Source organism: [Clostridium] aerotolerans DSM 5434, from assembly GCF_000687555.1.
In the GTDB taxonomy this organism is placed as follows: domain Bacteria; phylum Bacillota; class Clostridia; order Lachnospirales; family Lachnospiraceae; genus Lacrimispora; species Lacrimispora aerotolerans.
This window is the reverse complement of sequence record NZ_JHWJ01000007.1, coordinates 18,531-35,552: the sequence shown is the minus strand read 5'-3', so window position 1 is coordinate 35,552 and position 17,022 is coordinate 18,531. Positions and strand designations below refer to the sequence as shown.

Genomic DNA, 17,022 nt, shown 5'->3' with positions numbered 1-17,022 from the left:
TTATTTTTGCTTTTATATAGGATTAACTGTTTTCCATAGACAGCTTTCTTATGATGTCTTTGTGCTTGGGATAGCTTTTTAAAAGCTCCTCTCTACTGAATAATTCAAAGTCTTCAAAGTCAAAACCAGGGGAAACCATGCAGCCCACCAGAGCAAACCCCTCTTTATTCATGGCAGAGCCAAATATATATCCCTTTGGAACCAGAACCTGAGGGCATTCCCCCTGATCTAAATCTAAGCCCAGATCCCTGGTGATTAATTCGCCTTCCGGAGTTATCATATATATGGTCAATGAGGAACCGGCATGATAATACCACATTTCATCGGATTTTAACCGGTGGAAATTGGAGACTTCACCATCTCTTAAAAGAAAATAGATGCTTGTCCATAATTTTCGTGTAATCCTGGTATCGGCTTCAGCCGCGTTTACCGGAATATAATCATCAGAAGCTTCTATTTCTTTAAAAAAGCCGCCCTCCTGATGAGGGATCATATCCAGTTTTTCAATAAAATAATCTGCTGTATTCATAAATCGTCATATGATGGCTACTGCATCATATCTCCTTTCCTTCTCATTTGTTTCAACTTAGTCTATCACACCATATCCTGGTTTACAAGGTATCGTTATGATGCTTAAGTGTTTGTTAAAACTATAAAGATTTTCTTACAAATAATTCCAATTGTCTGAACTTTGGACGATTTGGTTGACACATGGTATGATTTGTCATTATAATAAATAAATGGATGATTTACATATAATTGTTAAGTTTAAAATACATAAGGTCATATTGGGAGAAACAGATGAAAAAGTACAAAAAAGCTCGTAAGCTGGCTATTATATTAGCCAGTGTTCTGGTGTTGGATTCCAGCGTTGGAGTTATTACGCCATACATAAATGCGTATGCTTACACAGAGAGGTCGGCCACGGTGAATGCTACTTCACTTAATGTGAGGAGCGGGCCCGGTACGACCTATTCTATCGTTACAAAACTGACCAACGGCGCATCCGTAACCGTGATCGATGAAAAGAATGCGACGGACGGCGCGTTATGGTATCAAATTCGTTTTTCCAATGCAAGCGGTCAAAAGGTTACCGGCTATGTAACAAAGAGTTATTTAAAGTTTCCTGCTTCCTACACCCAGGATGGGAACTTTGAATCCCAGCTTTCCGCGGAAGGATTTCCGGAGAGCTATAAGGCGCGCCTTCGTGAGCTCCATGCACAGCACCCTCAGTGGGTATTCCGTGCCCAAAAGACCAATCTTGACTGGAATACAGCGGTCAGAGAAGAAAGTCAGGTAGGAAAGACCCTGGTACATACCAGCAGCATGTCTTCCTGGAAGTCCATGCTAAGCGGTGCCTATAACTTCGATAACAGCACCTGGGTAGGTTTTGACGGCAGCAGCTGGGTAACGGCATCAGAAGATATTGTAAAATACTATATGGATCCCAGAAACTTTCTGGATGAAACAAACGTATTTCAGTTCTTAAGCCATTCATATGACAGCAACAAGCAGACCATGGATGGGCTTCAGACCATGACAAAAGGAACCTTTTTATCCGGCAGTTCCCAAAGCGGCGGAGGTTCTAATAATTCCTCTGGTACCTCAAATCCCACCGGTGGCTCTCAAAATGTAGGACCCGGCGCATCCGTAAGTCCTGCCACGGGAGGAGCTCCTGAAAGCTCTGGATCCGGGAATGTAAGCTTAGAGGCACCTCATGCTTCCATAACACCTAAGAATCCTCAGGTTCTTATGGAATACGGACCAGGAGCCAGTCTTACGGGTCCGTCCTCAACAGCTCCTTCCGATAATTCGACTGGTACCGGTACCGGCAGTTCCTCTTATGCAAACATGATCATGAATGCGGCTACCCAGTCAGGGGTTAACCCTTACGTTCTTGCCGCTATGATTATACAGGAACAGGGATCCGCAGGAAATGGAAAAAGCGTATCCGGAACAGAGTCCGGCTATGAAGGATTTTATAATTTCTTTAATATTGAAGCTTATCAGTCAGGAAGCATGTCAGCGGTTCAAAGAGGTTTATGGTGGTCCTCCCAAACAGGTAATTACGGAAGACCATGGAATTCCCCTGAAAAATCAATTTTGGGCGGAGCTTTATATTATGGTAATAACTATGTAAAAGTTGGGCAGGATACATTTTATCTGAAGAAGTTTAATGTACAGGGTGCAAACTTATATAAGCATCAGTACATGACCAATGTACAGGGCGCAGCTTCAGAGGGTGCTGTATTTTCAAAAGCATATAACAGTGATATGAAAAAAACAGCTCTTGAGTTTAAGATTCCGGTCTACAATAATATGCCGGAAACTCCCTGCAGTCAGCCAACAGGTGATGGAAATCCCAACAATATGCTTGCAGGCTTAAGTGTGGACGGCTTTGTAATGACACCAACCTTCCACAGAGATACTCTGGAATACAATTTAATTGTTGATCCGACGGTATCCAACATCAAGATATCTGCTTCCGCACTGAATTCTGCCTCCTCTGTGAGCGGAACCGGAACCGTAGCACTTCAAAATGGCAATAATGATATTAAAATATCCGTAACAGCTCAGAATGGAACGGTAAGGGAATATATCCTTCACGTAGTACGTCAGAATAATGGCCCCACCTATTCCTCTGGTGTGGGAGGCAGCAGTTCAGGCACCACGCCCAGTAATCCGGGAAGCAGCAGTTCAGGCAGCAGCGGAAACAGTGGCAGCAGTGGTAACAGCAGCAGCGGCTCTGGAAACAGCGGCGGACCGGGAAGCAGCGGACCTGGCAAATCAAGTACCAATGAGTCTGGAAACAAGGGAACGCCTGGAGGAAGCAATGTAACCATTGCTCCCGTAGGCAGTACCAGTATCTCCGTGCAGACTTCCACCGGTGTTATCACACAGGGACCGGGAGGAAGTAAACCGGTTACAACACAGGTAACAGAGACTGCAGCACAGACGCAGGCACAGGAAACTACTGCCACGCAAACAGCCTCCGGGACTGCAGGAGATATTGATGGGGATGGAAAAGTATCAAGCAAGGATGTGTTAAAGCTTCAGCGTTACCTCCTTGGACTGGAAAAGTTGTCTGAAACAGAAAAAAAGGCCGCTGACTTAAATGGCGACGGCAAGATCGATTCAAAGGATCTTCTTGTATTAAAAAAGAAGGTTCTGGGACTTTAATGCTCTGCAGAAATAGGAGACAATATGAATAGGAAACTGAAAAAACTTTTAATCAGTGTGATGACCGCCTTCATGATAGCTGTCGTAGGACCTTTCGGTCAGATGATATCCTGGGCCTCCAACACAAAAATCTCATTTTCAGACCCATCGGTCATGGTGGGAAATGATGTGACTGTTAATATGAAGGTGACCAGTGATACTGCACTGGGGACAGCAGAGGTCATGCTGTCGTATGATCCGGGGATTTTAGAATTTGTAAGCGGGACCAGTGCCAACGGCGGCGCAGGAGCCATTAAAATTTTAGGTACCATGGATTCTGCAGACCAGAAATCATTTAATTTTAGCCTTAAATTTAAAACCTTACAGGCGGGCAATGCCCAGATCAAGGTAACCTCTCAGGAAATTTACGATGTAAATTCCCAGGCGCTGTCTCTCAGCAAACAGGGGAGTGCAACTGTAAAGGTCACTTCACCGGCAACGGTTTCCAAGGATGCCACTTTAAAATCCTTAAAGATCTCACCTGGAACCCTGTCACCGGCATTTTCAGCTGCGGTGGATCAATATACAACCGAAGTAGATGCCAATACCTCTGACTTAGTCGTCAATGCTGTGGCAGCCAATGCTGGGGCAAACGTAGCCCTTGAGGGTGATAAAGGGTTAAAAGCGGGAGAAAACAAGGTTGTTGTCAAAGTAACAGCGGAAGACGGCCAGACCGTAAAGAACTATACCATAACCGTGAAAAAACCAGAAGGCGGAGAAACCGTTCGTCCGACCAATGAAAATGGCGAAACGAAAGAAGCAGAATTTGCTGACACCAAGGTAACGGTAAATGGAACGGAATATAACATTGCGACCTCCTTTGATGAAACAACTCTTCCAGAAGGATTTGAAGCATCAACTTATTCCTATAAGGGCACTGATGTAATGTCAGGAAAAGGACTGGAAAAAGACCTTCTTCTCCTTTATTTAAAGGATGCAGGCGGCAATGGCGGCTTCTTTGTTTACAATGAGAAATCCGATTCCTGGTCCCAGTTTGTACAGGTGGAGACAAGCTCTAAGGCCATTGTAATAATTCCTCTTGATACAGATACCAAAGTGCCGGAAGGCTTTACAGAACGTAGCGTGGATATTGACGGCGTCCGTGTAACTGGCTGGGTGGCTAAAACTGAGGCAGAGCCGGAATATTGTGTATTCTACGCCATGAACTGGAACGGAGAAAAAGAATTCTACCGCTACGATTTAAAAGAAAAAACGATTCAAAGGTATTTTGCATCAGGAGTATCAGGTGACGAGTATACTAAGCTGGCAAAGACCTATGAAGCACTTCGAAAAGACTACAGTATGCAGTTTTATATTCTCATAGCTGTCAGCATCATGGCTTTGGTTCTTCTGGTAATCGTTATTTTACTATTAAGAAAAGGAAATAACGGCTCAGGAAGGGATCATTCCGTAAAAGGAGATCCGGAAGGCGGTAACCGTTTTTATAAAGATCCGGAGGAAGCTCCGGAAAGCAGAATCAAACGGTACAGCCGGGAAGAATTTGACCGGGAATCCTTTGAAACCATACCAGAGGTTAAGCGGCCCGAAAGAAACATGGACAAGCCGATACAAAATCCGGTACAGGAAGTGGAAGAGGATGATGATTTTATTGTGGAATCAAGCCTTGAAGATGTGGAGAGAAATCTTTCTTCCCATGTGTCTCATGGCCAGTCACGTAAAAGACCGACGCAGCCTAAGATGCCAGATGACGGGCAGTCATTTAAGCCGGTAAAAAAGGATGATCAGGACGAAGAAGACGATTTTGAATTTATGGATCTTGATGATTGATAACAGATAGTTAGATAAATAAGCTGCTGCATGGGGACGGAATTATCCGAACATGCAGCAGCTTATATTTATGAAATGATACTGTTTAAGATTTTACATAAAAATCTTGATAGTTAAATAATAAAACAACTTTCAAATAAAAAAATTTTGCATTTACAGATACAAAAGGAAAATATGGAAGCCATGCAGAATAAAATGGAAATAATCAAAAAAGGATAAATTTAATCATGAAAAAACCATGAAAACTGGAGAGGATAAGACTATTGAAAAAATAAGTGATGTGTGCTAATATTCATATAACAGATATAACGAAAGATGGTGAAATTATGTTTTTGCAAATTGATTTTAACAGTGACGAAGCGATCTACATCCAGCTTCGAAACCAGATAATCATAGGAATCGCCACAGAAAGTATCAGAGAAGGGGATCCCCTGCCTTCCGTACGCCAGATGGCCGACAACATAGGAATTAATATGCATACGGTAAATAAGGCGTATACTGTGCTCAAACAGGAAGGCTTTGTAAAGCTTGACCGCCGCAAAGGTGCCGTTGTATCTCTGGATGTGGATAAGATCCAGGTTCTTGACGAGATGCGCAGAGACTTGAGCGTAGTATTGGCCCGGGGCATCTGTAAGAATGTGTCATGTGAAGAAGTGCACCAGCTGGTAGATGAGATATTCCAGTCATTTATAAAAGACCAGAGGGAAGAGTAATTCACTGGATTGGAGGTTCATTATGTTATGCGAGAGATGTAAGATTCGCGAAGCAAATATTCAATATACGGAAGTAGTGAATGGAGTGAAGAAGGAACATCATTTTTGTGCCCAGTGTGCGAAGGAGATGGATTTTGGAGTATACGCAGCTATATTTGACGGAGAATTCCCGATTGGAAAGCTCCTTTCCGGCCTTTTAGGAATCGAAGATGATAATCAGGGACCTGATAAGCTTCATCAGATTTCCTGTCCCACCTGCGGTACCTCTTATGATACCTTTGTCCGGGACAGCCGATTTGGGTGTGCGGACTGTTACAGTGTTTTCGGTCCTCTCATGGAGGACAGCATCAAGCAGCTTCAGGGAAGCCTGCACCATACCGGTAAAGCTCCTGTTTATCAAAATACAGAGGATGAAGGCGAAAAGGGCGGAAAAACAAACGGTAAGGTTTTGGTCAAGGGAGTATCGGAAGAAGAAAAGGAATTATCAGAGCTGGATTCCAGACTAAAAGAAGCATTACGTTTTGAAGATTACGAAACTGCAGCAGTCTGCCGCGATCGAATCAGAGAACTTAGGAAAGGAAATGAGACGAATGCATAGGTGGTATGAGCAAAATCCTGCCGGACGCCCTGGAATCATAAGCAGCCGGATCCGTCTTGCAAGAAATTTACAGGAATATCCGTTTCCTGCAAAGCTTGATGACAAAGTGAGCACGGAACTGGTTCACCGGCTGGAATTCGGTTTAAAAGATATTGGAGAAGTGGAAGAGAAACATTTTAAATTCGCCTTATTAAACGAGATGGAAGAGCTTGACCGAGTGGCTTTAAAAGAAAGAAGAGTATTGAATTCTGCCGCTCTTACAAAGAAAAAGCCTTCCGGAATTCTTCTTTCCCAAGAGGAAGATACGGGGATCGTACTTAACTGTGACGATCATATCAGAATTCAGATGCTGGGAGCCGGACTTTATCTGGAAGAGCTTTGGGAAAAGGCGGATAAGCTTGATGATTACATTAACGAAAGATTTGAATATGCCTTTGATGATCGTTTTGGATATTTAACATCCTTTCCTACCAATGTAGGTACTGGTCTTCGGGCATCTGTTGTGGTTCATCTCCCCATGCTTTCCCAGGGAAGAAAATTCTCCAGTCTGATTGGAGATATGAGCCGGTTTGGAGCCTGCGTCCGAGGCGTACATGGAGATGTGGAAGAAAACTTCGGTTCCCTTTATGAAATATCCAATCTAAAAACTCTGGGCCAGACGGAGCGGGAGATTATCGATACGGTAACGAAAGCCGCTATCCAGCTGACCAATCAGGAGATGCAGGTAAGAAAACTGTCCATACAGAAACGAAAGATTGAAAGAGAAGATGAAGTATATAAATCATACGGAGTTCTGAAATATGCCAGAAGGATGACATTTCGGGATTCTATGATTTTCCTCTCCCAGTTGATGGCTGCCTTGTCTGATGGTCTTGTTAAGGCCAAGGAAGATGTTTCGGTTTACCGCTTAATGCTTGGAATACAGCCAGCTAATCTGCAGAAAATTTCTGACCGCCCTCTTAGTAAGGAGGAGCTTGATATCGCGAGAGCAGAATTTATACGCAGGGAATTGCCGGCATTAAAATAACAGGAGGATGCAATTATGATAGACAGATTTACGACAAAGGCCAGGACGGCCATAAATCTGGCCGTACAGGCAGCAGAACGTCTTGGGCACGGATATGTAGGAACCGAGCATTTACTGATCGGCCTTCTGGAAGAAGGGAGCGGAGTCGCTTCCAGGGTATTAGAAGAAAATGGTGTAAAAGAAGATAAAGTTTTAAATTTAATCAGCCAGTTAATTGCACCGGATCAGGCAGTCCGCCTCCAGGAAGATGGCGGTTATACTCCCGGCGCAAGAAGAGTATTGGAGAACAGTTACCGGGAAGCGGTTCGTTTTAAGGCTAATTTAATCGGTACGGAGCACGTTCTCATTTCTATTATCCGGGACAATGACTGTGTTGCATCCAGATTGTTAAATACCATTGGTGTCAGCGTTCAAAAGCTTTATATTGATGTGCTGGCTGCTATGGGAGAAGATGCTCCAGCCAATAAGGAAGAGCTTATGAAAACACAAAAAAAAGGCAATACACCGACTCTGGACAGCTATAGCAGAGATTTGACAGAGCTTGCATTAAAGGGAAAGCTTGATCCGGTCATCGGAAGAGAATCTGAGATCAAACGTCTCATTCAGATATTAAGCCGGAGAACCAAGAATAATCCTTGTCTCATCGGAGAACCGGGCGTTGGTAAAACAGCGGTTGTGGAAGGTCTGGCACAGATGATCACTGATGGGGATGTTCCTGAGACCATAGCTGGAAAACGCCTTCTGACCCTTGATTTATCCGGTATGGTAGCCGGCTCCAAATACCGTGGTGAATTTGAAGAAAGAATTAAAAAAGTGATTGCAGAGGTCATCGAGGATGGAGAGGTTCTTTTATTTATTGATGAGATCCATACCATTATCGGTGCCGGCGGAGCGGAAGGTGCTATTGATGCCTCCAATATATTAAAGCCTTCTCTGGCCAGAGGCGAGCTTCAGTTAATCGGAGCTACCACCATAGAAGAGTACCGCAAGTACATTGAAAAGGACTCTGCTCTTGAACGCAGGTTCCAGCCGGTTACGGTAGAGGAGCCTTCCGAAGAGGCAGCCATCGGTATCTTAAGAGGATTAAAAGGACGTTACGAAGAACATCATAGGGTAACCATTACCGATGATGCTGTAAAAGCCGCTGTAAAGCTGTCCTCCCGTTATATCAATGACCGTTTTCTTCCGGATAAAGCCATTGATGTGATCGATGAAGCATCCTCAAAGGTTCGTCTTACCATGTTTACCGAGCCAGCAGAGATTAAAGAGCTGGAGCTTGAAATCGAACAGATGGAAGATCAGAAGGAAGGATTCATTAAAGCAGAGGCTTATGAAAAGGCCGGTGCCGTTAAGAAGAAGCAGGAGAAAAAGCGGGAGAAGATTGATAAGATCCGTGAAAAATGGCAGAAGGAAAAAACCACCAAGAGCCTTACGGTAGACGAGGGAGAGATTGCCGATGTAATCTCAAGCTGGACCAAGATTCCTGTTAGAAAGCTTGAGGAAGGGGAAAGCGAACGCCTTAGAAACTTAGAGAATATCCTTCATGAAAGAGTGATTGGCCAGGAGGAAGCTGTGACTGCTGTTGCAAAAGCCATCCGCCGCGGCAGAGTCGGCTTAAAGGACCCGAAACGTCCTATCGGCTCCTTCCTGTTCTTAGGACCTACTGGTGTGGGTAAAACAGAGCTTTCAAAGGCTCTTTCAGAAGCCATGTTCGGTACGGAAAATGCCCTGATCCGGGTAGATATGTCCGAATACATGGAAAAGCACAGTGTCTCCAAGATGATCGGTTCCCCGCCAGGATACGTTGGATATGACGAGGGCGGCCAATTAAGTGAAAAGGTGAGAAGAAACCCTTATTCCGTCATCTTGTTTGATGAGATTGAAAAGGCTCACCCCGATGTATTCAATATTCTTTTACAGGTGCTTGACGATGGTCACATCACCGATGCCCAGGGGCGAAAGATTGATTTTAAGAATACAATTATAATAATGACATCCAATGCGGGAGCTGAAACCATCATTTCCCCGAAACGACTGGGATTTGGTGCAGTCGCCGATGAAAAGGCAGATTACAAGCTGATGAAGGACCGGGTAATGGAAGAGGTGAAACGTCTGTTTAAGCCGGAATTCATTAACCGTATTGATGAGATCATTGTATTCCACCCACTGAACAAGGAGCATATGAAGGATATCGTATCCATCATGATGAAGGATATTATGAAACGTACCAAAGAGCAGATGAATATCTCTCTTATCGTGGAAGAAGATGCCAAGGATTATCTGATTCAGAAAGGCTATGATGAGAAGTACGGTGCAAGACCTCTTAGAAGGACCATACAAAATAGTCTGGAAGATAAGCTGGCGGAGGAGATCTTAAGTGGAACTGTGAAAGACGGGGATGAAGTGGTCGTATCAGCAGGTACGGAAGGACTTAAATTTTCTGTCAAAGAGCTTGTAAAATAACTAGCCATTTCCCGATCATTCGTGTATAATAGCTACAAGCGAAAGGATCTGTTCTTCGCAAACAGGGATAAGTAAACAAAATACTAGGAGGGCAAACCGATGCCGGTAATTGAAGAATTAATCCGCACTGAACAAGACGGAACAATCAGTTTTGGTAATTACAAATTAGGAACAAAGTCAAAATTACAGGATTTTGAACACGCAGGTGATTTATATAAAGTAAAGACTTTTTATGAGATAACCAAGCTGGAACGAAACGGCATGTTTGTATACGAATCTGTACCCGGAACTGCGGTAGAGAATTTTACCGTTTCCAACGATGGTGTAGAATTTTTGGTCGAGGGTGACAAGGATGCCCAGTTAACCATTCAGCTGGCAGAGGATACAGAATATGAGGTTTATGTGGAAGGCGAAGCAGCCGGAAGCGTTAGAACCAATATGAGCGGTAAGCTTTCTGCAAGCGTTGAGTTAAATGAGGGTACTCCCGTATCTGTGAAGATCAAACGCAAATAACAGGAATAAGGAAGGGGTTCGGTTCTTATAAAGAGCCGGACCCCATTTTTTAAGGAGGAAGCAGATGGCAAAAGCAAAGGCAACTGCATTCTTTTGTAAGGAATGTGGATATGAATCTGCAAAGTGGCTGGGCCAGTGCCCTGGCTGCAAGGAGTGGAATACATTTGTAGAGGAGCCGGTGGGTAAAAAAGAGCCTGTTTCCAAACGAGGAATTGGTTCTGGAGGAGATGGCGTCATCAAAGGAGCAAAGGCGAAGCCCAGCAGGCTCTCAGACATTCATCTTGATGAGCAGGATCGTATGAAGACTGGTTACGAGGAACTGGACCGGGTTCTTGGGGGCGGTGTTGTAAAAGGCTCTCTGGTGCTGGTAGGAGGAGACCCGGGAATCGGGAAATCCACCCTTTTGCTCCAGGTCTGCCGTAACCTTGCCGCTTCCGGACAAAAGGTGCTTTACATATCAGGAGAGGAATCCTTAAAGCAGATTAAGCTAAGGGCCAATCGTATCGGAGAAATAACCGGTGATCTTTTGTTCCTCTGTGAGACCAGCCTGGAACTGATTGAAGGCGTCATACAGGAGGAAAAGCCGGATGTAGTCATCATTGATTCCATACAGACAATGTTTCGGGAAGAGGTTTCTTCTGCACCAGGAAGTGTCAGCCAGGTAAGAGAATCCACCAATATCCTGTTACAGATCGCAAAGGGTTCAGGAATTGCCGTTTTCATCGTAGGACATGTAACGAAAGAGGGAGTAGTGGCCGGTCCCAGAGTGCTGGAGCATATGGTGGATACGGTGCTTTATTTCGAGGGAGAAAGAAGTGCTTCCTACCGGATCATCCGTGGTGTTAAGAACAGGTTTGGTTCTACCAATGAAATCGGAGTATTTGAAATGGTGGAAAGCGGCCTAGCTGAGGTGGCAAATCCCTCGGAGTATATGTTGAGCGGAAGGCCGGAGGAGGCTTCTGGCGCTGTGGTAGCCTGTTCCATGGAGGGGACAAGGCCCATGCTGTTGGAGGTTCAGGCACTCATTACGCCAACGGCTTTTGGTATGCCAAGGCGTACGGCGGCTGGTACGGATTATAACCGGGTAAACTTATTGATGGCAGTCCTTGAGAAAAGATGCCACTATGACCTTTCCCATTTTGACGCTTATGTCAATATTACCGGTGGACTTCGGATGAACGAACCGGCCCTTGACCTTGCGATACTCATGGCCATCGTCTCCAGTATGAAGGACCGGGCGGTGGATTCAAAAACCATAATCTTTGGTGAAGTTGGGTTATCTGGAGAGGTTCGTGCTGTTTCCATGGCCCAGCAAAGGGTGAACGAGGCAAAGAAGCTGGGATTTAAGACCTGCATCCTTCCGGAAATATGCATGGAAAAGATGGGACCCGTTCCTGGAATCCGCCTGGTTGGTGCTCGTAACGTAAGAGATGCAATTATAGGATTGTCTGACTGACAGGTTAAGAAAACCTGAAATGGTTGAGACTATGTTTATGACCTTTGATAGTGAAAGGAACATAGCCTGAATCGTTTCAGGTTTTTTAACGTTTCTTAACAATATAAACCGATAAAAGGAATAATTGATAGACAATAATGAGAATATATTGTGGTATTATGCCTTGACTGCGCAAAAAAGACAAGAAAAATAATAATACAGCAAAAAAATAATATATGACCATGCGCTTTCGTTTGCTAAAATGTTTAGGAGGTAGTATTACGAACCTAAATTTAAGGAGGAAGTAAAATGAAAAAAAAGTATTTTAAGCGTGCTTCGGCCCTCTTGCTAGCTGGTCTTTTGGCAGCAACAGCAACAGGCTGCTCCTCAGGAAGTAAGACAGAAACCGTAGGGGAGACTACAAGTCAGGAGACAAAGGAAGCTGAGAACAAAGGCGAGACAACAAAGGCAGCCAGTGGAGAAGAGGTTACCATTCGTCTGGTTCACTACATGGGAGAGCAGGCAAAAAGAGATGCTCTGGATGCCATGATTGCAGGATTTGAGGCAGCAAACCCAGGAATTAAAGTTGATGTAGAGGTGGTAGCATCTTCCTCTTATATCGCAACTTATAAAAACTACATCGCTGCAGGCGAAGCACCGGATATTATGTTTGGTAAGCCTCAGACAATGAAAGAATTCGTTGATGGCGGTTACTTTATGGATTTAAAGGACGAAGACTGCATGAAGAATGTACTTCCAATGTTAGCTGATGAATGTACCGTTGACGGCGGAGTTTACGGATTCCCTATCGATGCTCAGGTAAAGGCAACCTTCTACAACAAGAAGATGTTTAAAGAAGCTGGATTAGAGGCTCCAAAGACTAAGGACGAGTTCTTTAAAGTAGCTGACACATTTAATGATAAAGGTATTAAACCATTTGTACATCCTTACAACTTCATTCACGGAGTATTCCATGAGCTTGATTCCTTCTTTACAAGCATGGCAGCTTCCACCGGAAATGAAAGTGTATGGAGAGATTCTCAGGAAGGCAAGAAAGAGCTTTCTGACAATGCAACTGTAAAAGAAGCAATGGAAATGTTCTCTAAATTCGCTTCCTACAAAGATGCAGGGGATGCAGCTGTAGATCAGACACAGGGTATTCAGAACTTTGCAGCAGGTCAGAGACCAATGTACATGAACGGCGGCTGGCTTATGGGAGATGTTATGGCAGCAAGCCCGGATGGCGAATTCGGAATGTTCCCGACTCCATGGTCAAACAATGCTCAGGACAATAAATTATGGGTTGGTATTGATGATGTATTCGTAGTATCTTCCCAGACAAAGCAAAAAGAAGCGGTTATGACATTGTTAAATTATTTTGCCAGTGAAGAAAGCTCAAAGACCTGGATGAATACTGCTAAATTAATGACCAGCAATGTAACCGTTTCAACCGATGATGCAGATGACTTTATTAAGGAAATCAAATCATATATCGATAACGATATGATCGTTTCCAAGAGTCTGGTGCCAGATTATACCTCTGAGTATTCCACTGCATTCCGCACCAAACTTCAGGAATTTGTCACTTTGGACGACAGCCAGCGTGACGTAGCAAAATTACTTCAGGACATTGATTATGAAATCGCATCCATCAGGCAGTAATTTTATGAAGTAATGATATAACTCACGAAGTCAGGGTGGCAGGTAGCTTAAGCTATATAAAACCCTGACTTTATTTTTTCAGCATATTGGAGGCATGAATGAACCAGAAAACGAAAAAGCGGCTGCAGGAATTTACCTTTGTACTGCCGGCACTGATTATATTCTCAATATTCGTGGTCTATCCGTTTCTTCAGGGGTTCCCGATCTCCTTTACGAAATGGGATGGAATGAGTCCGGTTAAAAAATATGTGGGCCTAAGCAATTATATCCGTATTTTTCAGGATGCCAATGTATTAAATGCCATAAAAAATACACTGATCTTTACAGCAGTTACAATGGTGTTTTCTAACCTTTTTGGTTTGCTTTTTGCCCTGATGATATCGAAAAAATCAAAAGTAAATAACTTACTCAGGACTTGTATTTTTGTACCTTATTGTCTTAGCCTTGTATTATCTTCCTATATCTGGAGATATGTATACAGTGATGTGTTTTTTAATGTGTTTGGGATTCCAAGTCCCCTTGGAAGCAGGGTCTGGGTCATGATCGGACTCTCTGTTATCTCTATATGGAGAGATGCCGGTTACTGTATGGTCGTTTATATTGCGGCGATTCAGGGCGTATCCAAAGATTATTATGAGGCAGCAGAGCTGGAAGGCGCCACTTCATGGCAGAAGTTCAAAGCGATCACATTCCCAATGATTGCACCGGCAGTTACCGCAAACTTCACCCTGCTTCTGGCCTGGGGTATGAAGGTGTTTGATTACCCAATGGCAGCGACAGGGGGAGGACCGGGAAGAGCTTCTGAAACTGTGGCAATGTTAATTTACAACAACTTATTTACTTATTTTAAAGCTGGCTACGGACAGGCAATTGCAGTGGTATTTACCATAGCTATTTTCATTGTCAGCACATTGGTATCAAAGAATTTAAGAGCCAGGGAGGTGGAGATCTAATGAACCGGACATTAAAGAAAAGCTTGACTCTTATATTAAAAATTGCAATTACTCTTTTGGTTGTCAGTCCCTTTTACATTGCAATTATTTATTCCGTCAAATCAAAACCAGAGATGGTTGCCAACCGCCTGGCATTCCCCAAAATCATCCACTGGGATAACTTTACACGGGCCATAGAAACCTCCAATTTCGGCCTGGCTCTTAAGAACAGCCTTGTGACCACAGTCGTATCGGTTGTGCTTATCACCCTGTTCTGTACCATGGCAGCTTATATCATTGCCAGAAAAAACAACAAGTTCTACAACGGAATCTATTATCTGTTTGTAGGAGCTATGATTATTCCATTTCAGTCGATTATGACCCCACTCTATATCGACATGACAAAATGGAAGCTGTTAAATACCCTTCATGGGTTTATCATGGCGAAGGTTGGTTTTCAAATTGCATTTACCGTACTTTTAGTATCAGGTTTTGTTAAAAGCATCCCCAAGGAACTGGAGGAAGCGGCTTCCATAGACGGAGCTGGCATTTATTCCACATTTTTCCGCATTGTATTTCCGCTGATGAAGCCAATCATACTGACATCTGTTATTTTAAATTCACTGAATGTATGGAATGATTTCCAGATGTCTCTGACACTGCTTCAGCAAAAACAGGTGCGGAACATCCCACTGACCCAGTATTTCTTCTTTGGAGAGAACAGCATAGAACTGGGTCTGGCCTTTGCATTATTTATTCTCTCCATTATACCTATATTACTTCTTTACCTTATGCTTCAGAAGTATATTATCGGAGGAATTACCTCCGGTGCGGTTAAGGGCTGATATTGCCATAATCAGTCGCTTTCTGTCGTTGACATTCTCATTATGAGTTGATATAGTTGGAAAAAACAGGAGGTGGCTGATGAGACCCGCCGATAAAAAAATTCATTTCAGAAAAACTCTGTATTTTAAAATGATTGCGGTCACCATGCTGTTAGGTGTAACATTTCTGGGAGCCCTGGTCTGTATTTACAAGGTCAGCAGCAACTGGTTTAAGACAGAGCTGACCAATCAGTCGGATACCTTAACAGAGCAGATATGCCGTAACATTGATATATCGTTAAAGGAATTGGTGGAGGACACCATCCCATTGTCAGCCACTAATGAACGGTTTGGCCCGCTTTTAAATCAGATGGTTGGTTCTGAAACGACAGAGGTTCCATTTCTCACCCAGAGGATCCGGAAGCAATTAGAAGAAATGCTCAGTGCCAATTATGACATTAACTGGGTCGCCATCGTGGATCCTGCCAACAACATTTATATCGTTTACCGGGATTCCAGGATTGGGGAAGAAAGACCAAAAGATGAGGACGTGAGAAATCTTTATTTTAAGAATCTGGGAAATCTGGCTGACCAGCCCGGAAATACGGTATGGACAAGCAGTCCTAATGAAAATGGAATCATTCTCATGCGGTATTTGTTTGATCAGGGGAGTATGAAATTCTGCGGCTGTGTCATAGCAGAAGTACAGAATGGCTCCTTGAAAGAAATATTTTCTAACATAGACAGCAATCGAATAGGGAACTTCACACTATATGACAGAAATGAAGCACTTCTATTCTCCACCAATGAAGTCGCCGGTCAGGAAAACCAGAAAAAGAATAACAAGCATGACTACCTGTATGCGGAGTACTTTATTAACAGGAGCCGGCTGCGGATCTCTCATGAGGTTGATTTGACGGAAAAATACAGAACATTTTCTGATCTTCTTTACTTTATATCTGCGGTGGGACTTCTTTTATTTGTTCTTATTATTATATTTCTCTGGCTCATGTTTGGAAATATGGCAAGGAATCTGGAGATATTGCTCCGTAACATCAGTCAGATATCAAAGGGAAAATTTGATATGGAAGCCACCTCCTTTTCCAGCGGTGATCAAATGGATGTTCTATCCGATCATATCCATGAGATGGCGGGCAGAATCGAAACTCTTATGGCAGAGGTGGTGAAAGCAAAGGAAATTCAGCAGCAGAATGAATACATGCTGTTGGAATTCAAATACCATGAACTCCAGGCTCAGGTCAATCCACATTTCCTGTTCAATGTCCTCCAATCCATCAATGGCATTGCTCAAATCAATGGAGACGAAGAGGTCAGCAGGCTGATATGTTATCTATCCAAATTTTTCAGAGGTAACATTAACCGCACACAGCCTACCTGCAGCGTAAGCATGGAAATTGAATACGCAGAAAATTATCTGGAGCTTTATAGCAATATTTATCCTGACAGGCTGAATATTCAGTGGGATGTGGATGAAAGTCTGCTGGATATTATGATACCAAGCTGTATTTTACAGCCTATCATTGAAAATTCTCTGGTTCATGGCATGGAGCCGAAGATAGGCATTTGTACCATTCGTATCTCTGCCTATCATGAAAAAGATCGTCTGATCATTAAAATATGGGATGACGGAGAGGGGATACCGCCTGATAAGCTGTTATCCACCATTCATGCGGACGGAGAAAGAAAACGGATTGGTATTAAAAATGTTCATGACCGGATTCAGCTTATGTATGGTCCGGAGTACGGCGTGTATATAGAATCGGAATATCTTCATTACACAGAGGTACGGCTTGAATTTCCTCTGCCCTGAGTGTCCGAAAAAGGAGT

General features: G+C 43.5%; 13 protein-coding genes. 12 read left to right on the top strand and 1 reads right to left on the bottom strand.

Annotated features, from left to right (window positions below; all coding sequences use genetic code 11):
• Window positions 1-22: 22 nt before the first annotated feature.
• On the bottom strand, window positions 23-529 hold the full coding sequence (locus T546_RS0111150; protein ID WP_026891686.1) for a cupin domain-containing protein: 507 nt from the start codon (window positions 527-529) through the stop codon (window positions 23-25).
• A 272-nt stretch (window positions 530-801) separates the two neighbouring features.
• On the opposite strand from T546_RS0111150, the gene T546_RS0111145 reads away from it, so the two are divergent.
• The 12 genes from T546_RS0111145 to T546_RS0111090 all read left to right on the top strand — a co-directional run bounded on the left by T546_RS0111145 (window position 802) and on the right by T546_RS0111090 (window position 17,005).
• Window positions 802-3,180, top strand: coding sequence for a dockerin type I domain-containing protein (locus T546_RS0111145; RefSeq protein ID WP_026891685.1), 2,379 nt, complete (start codon window positions 802-804; stop codon window positions 3,178-3,180).
• 24 nt (window positions 3,181-3,204) lie between these two features.
• A complete protein-coding gene (locus tag T546_RS0111140; RefSeq protein ID WP_026891684.1) occupies window positions 3,205-5,007 on the top strand; it encodes a cadherin-like beta sandwich domain-containing protein in 1,803 nt (600 codons plus the stop codon).
• A 326-nt stretch (window positions 5,008-5,333) separates the two neighbouring features.
• Window positions 5,334-5,720: a GntR family transcriptional regulator gene (locus tag T546_RS0111135; protein WP_026891683.1), complete on the top strand. Its 387-nt coding sequence runs from the start codon at window positions 5,334-5,336 to the stop codon at window positions 5,718-5,720.
• Between the two features lie 22 nt (window positions 5,721-5,742).
• Window positions 5,743-6,318, top strand: coding sequence for a UvrB/UvrC motif-containing protein (locus T546_RS0111130; RefSeq protein ID WP_026891682.1), 576 nt, complete (start codon window positions 5,743-5,745; stop codon window positions 6,316-6,318).
• Entirely contained in the window at window positions 6,311-7,345 is a 1,035-nt protein-coding gene (locus T546_RS0111125) for an ATP--guanido phosphotransferase (RefSeq protein ID WP_026891681.1), read from the top strand. The genes T546_RS0111130 and T546_RS0111125 overlap by 8 nt, the downstream gene beginning before the upstream one ends.
• 15 nt (window positions 7,346-7,360) lie before the next feature.
• Complete coding sequence (locus tag T546_RS0111120) at window positions 7,361-9,808, top strand: ATP-dependent Clp protease ATP-binding subunit (RefSeq protein ID WP_026891680.1); 2,448 nt, start codon at window positions 7,361-7,363, stop codon at window positions 9,806-9,808.
• A 99-nt stretch (window positions 9,809-9,907) separates the two neighbouring features.
• Window positions 9,908-10,321 carry a hypothetical protein gene (locus T546_RS0111115; RefSeq protein WP_026891679.1) on the top strand — a complete coding sequence of 138 codons (414 nt, stop codon included), beginning with the start codon at window positions 9,908-9,910 and terminating at the stop codon, window positions 10,319-10,321.
• A gap of 64 nt (window positions 10,322-10,385) precedes the next feature.
• Window positions 10,386-11,777: a DNA repair protein RadA gene (radA, locus tag T546_RS0111110; RefSeq protein ID WP_026891678.1), complete on the top strand. Its 1,392-nt coding sequence runs from the start codon at window positions 10,386-10,388 to the stop codon at window positions 11,775-11,777.
• 288 nt (window positions 11,778-12,065) lie between these two features.
• Window positions 12,066-13,418 (top strand): ABC transporter substrate-binding protein, encoded by a 1,353-nt coding sequence (locus tag T546_RS0111105; RefSeq protein ID WP_026891677.1) that lies wholly within the window; start codon window positions 12,066-12,068, stop codon window positions 13,416-13,418.
• Between the two features lie 98 nt (window positions 13,419-13,516).
• Window positions 13,517-14,371 carry a carbohydrate ABC transporter permease gene (locus T546_RS0111100; protein ID WP_026891676.1) on the top strand — a complete coding sequence of 285 codons (855 nt, stop codon included), beginning with the start codon at window positions 13,517-13,519 and terminating at the stop codon, window positions 14,369-14,371.
• Window positions 14,371-15,195 (top strand): carbohydrate ABC transporter permease, encoded by an 825-nt coding sequence (locus tag T546_RS0111095; RefSeq protein ID WP_026891675.1) that lies wholly within the window; start codon window positions 14,371-14,373, stop codon window positions 15,193-15,195. The genes T546_RS0111100 and T546_RS0111095 overlap by 1 nt, the downstream gene beginning before the upstream one ends.
• Window positions 15,196-15,274: 79 nt before the next feature.
• Window positions 15,275-17,005: a sensor histidine kinase gene (locus T546_RS0111090; RefSeq protein WP_026891674.1), complete on the top strand. Its 1,731-nt coding sequence runs from the start codon at window positions 15,275-15,277 to the stop codon at window positions 17,003-17,005.
• Window positions 17,006-17,022: the final 17 nt, after the last annotated feature.

Coding starts and splice junctions, on each gene's coding strand:
- T546_RS0111120 (WP_026891680.1), top strand. CDS start 7,361: ATGATAGACAGATTTACGACAAAGGCCAGGACGGCCATAAATCTGGCC.
- T546_RS0111150 (WP_026891686.1), bottom strand. CDS start 529: ATGAATACAGCAGATTATTTTATTGAAAAACTGGATATGATCCCTCAT.
- T546_RS0111115 (WP_026891679.1), top strand. CDS start 9,908: ATGCCGGTAATTGAAGAATTAATCCGCACTGAACAAGACGGAACAATC.
- radA (WP_026891678.1), top strand. CDS start 10,386: ATGGCAAAAGCAAAGGCAACTGCATTCTTTTGTAAGGAATGTGGATAT.
- T546_RS0111130 (WP_026891682.1), top strand. CDS start 5,743: ATGTTATGCGAGAGATGTAAGATTCGCGAAGCAAATATTCAATATACG.
- T546_RS0111090 (WP_026891674.1), top strand. CDS start 15,275: ATGAGACCCGCCGATAAAAAAATTCATTTCAGAAAAACTCTGTATTTT.
- T546_RS0111125 (WP_026891681.1), top strand. CDS start 6,311: ATGCATAGGTGGTATGAGCAAAATCCTGCCGGACGCCCTGGAATCATA.
- T546_RS0111140 (WP_026891684.1), top strand. CDS start 3,205: ATGAATAGGAAACTGAAAAAACTTTTAATCAGTGTGATGACCGCCTTC.
- T546_RS0111135 (WP_026891683.1), top strand. CDS start 5,334: ATGTTTTTGCAAATTGATTTTAACAGTGACGAAGCGATCTACATCCAG.
- T546_RS0111095 (WP_026891675.1), top strand. CDS start 14,371: ATGAACCGGACATTAAAGAAAAGCTTGACTCTTATATTAAAAATTGCA.
- T546_RS0111145 (WP_026891685.1), top strand. CDS start 802: ATGAAAAAGTACAAAAAAGCTCGTAAGCTGGCTATTATATTAGCCAGT.
- T546_RS0111105 (WP_026891677.1), top strand. CDS start 12,066: ATGAAAAAAAAGTATTTTAAGCGTGCTTCGGCCCTCTTGCTAGCTGGT.
- T546_RS0111100 (WP_026891676.1), top strand. CDS start 13,517: ATGAACCAGAAAACGAAAAAGCGGCTGCAGGAATTTACCTTTGTACTG.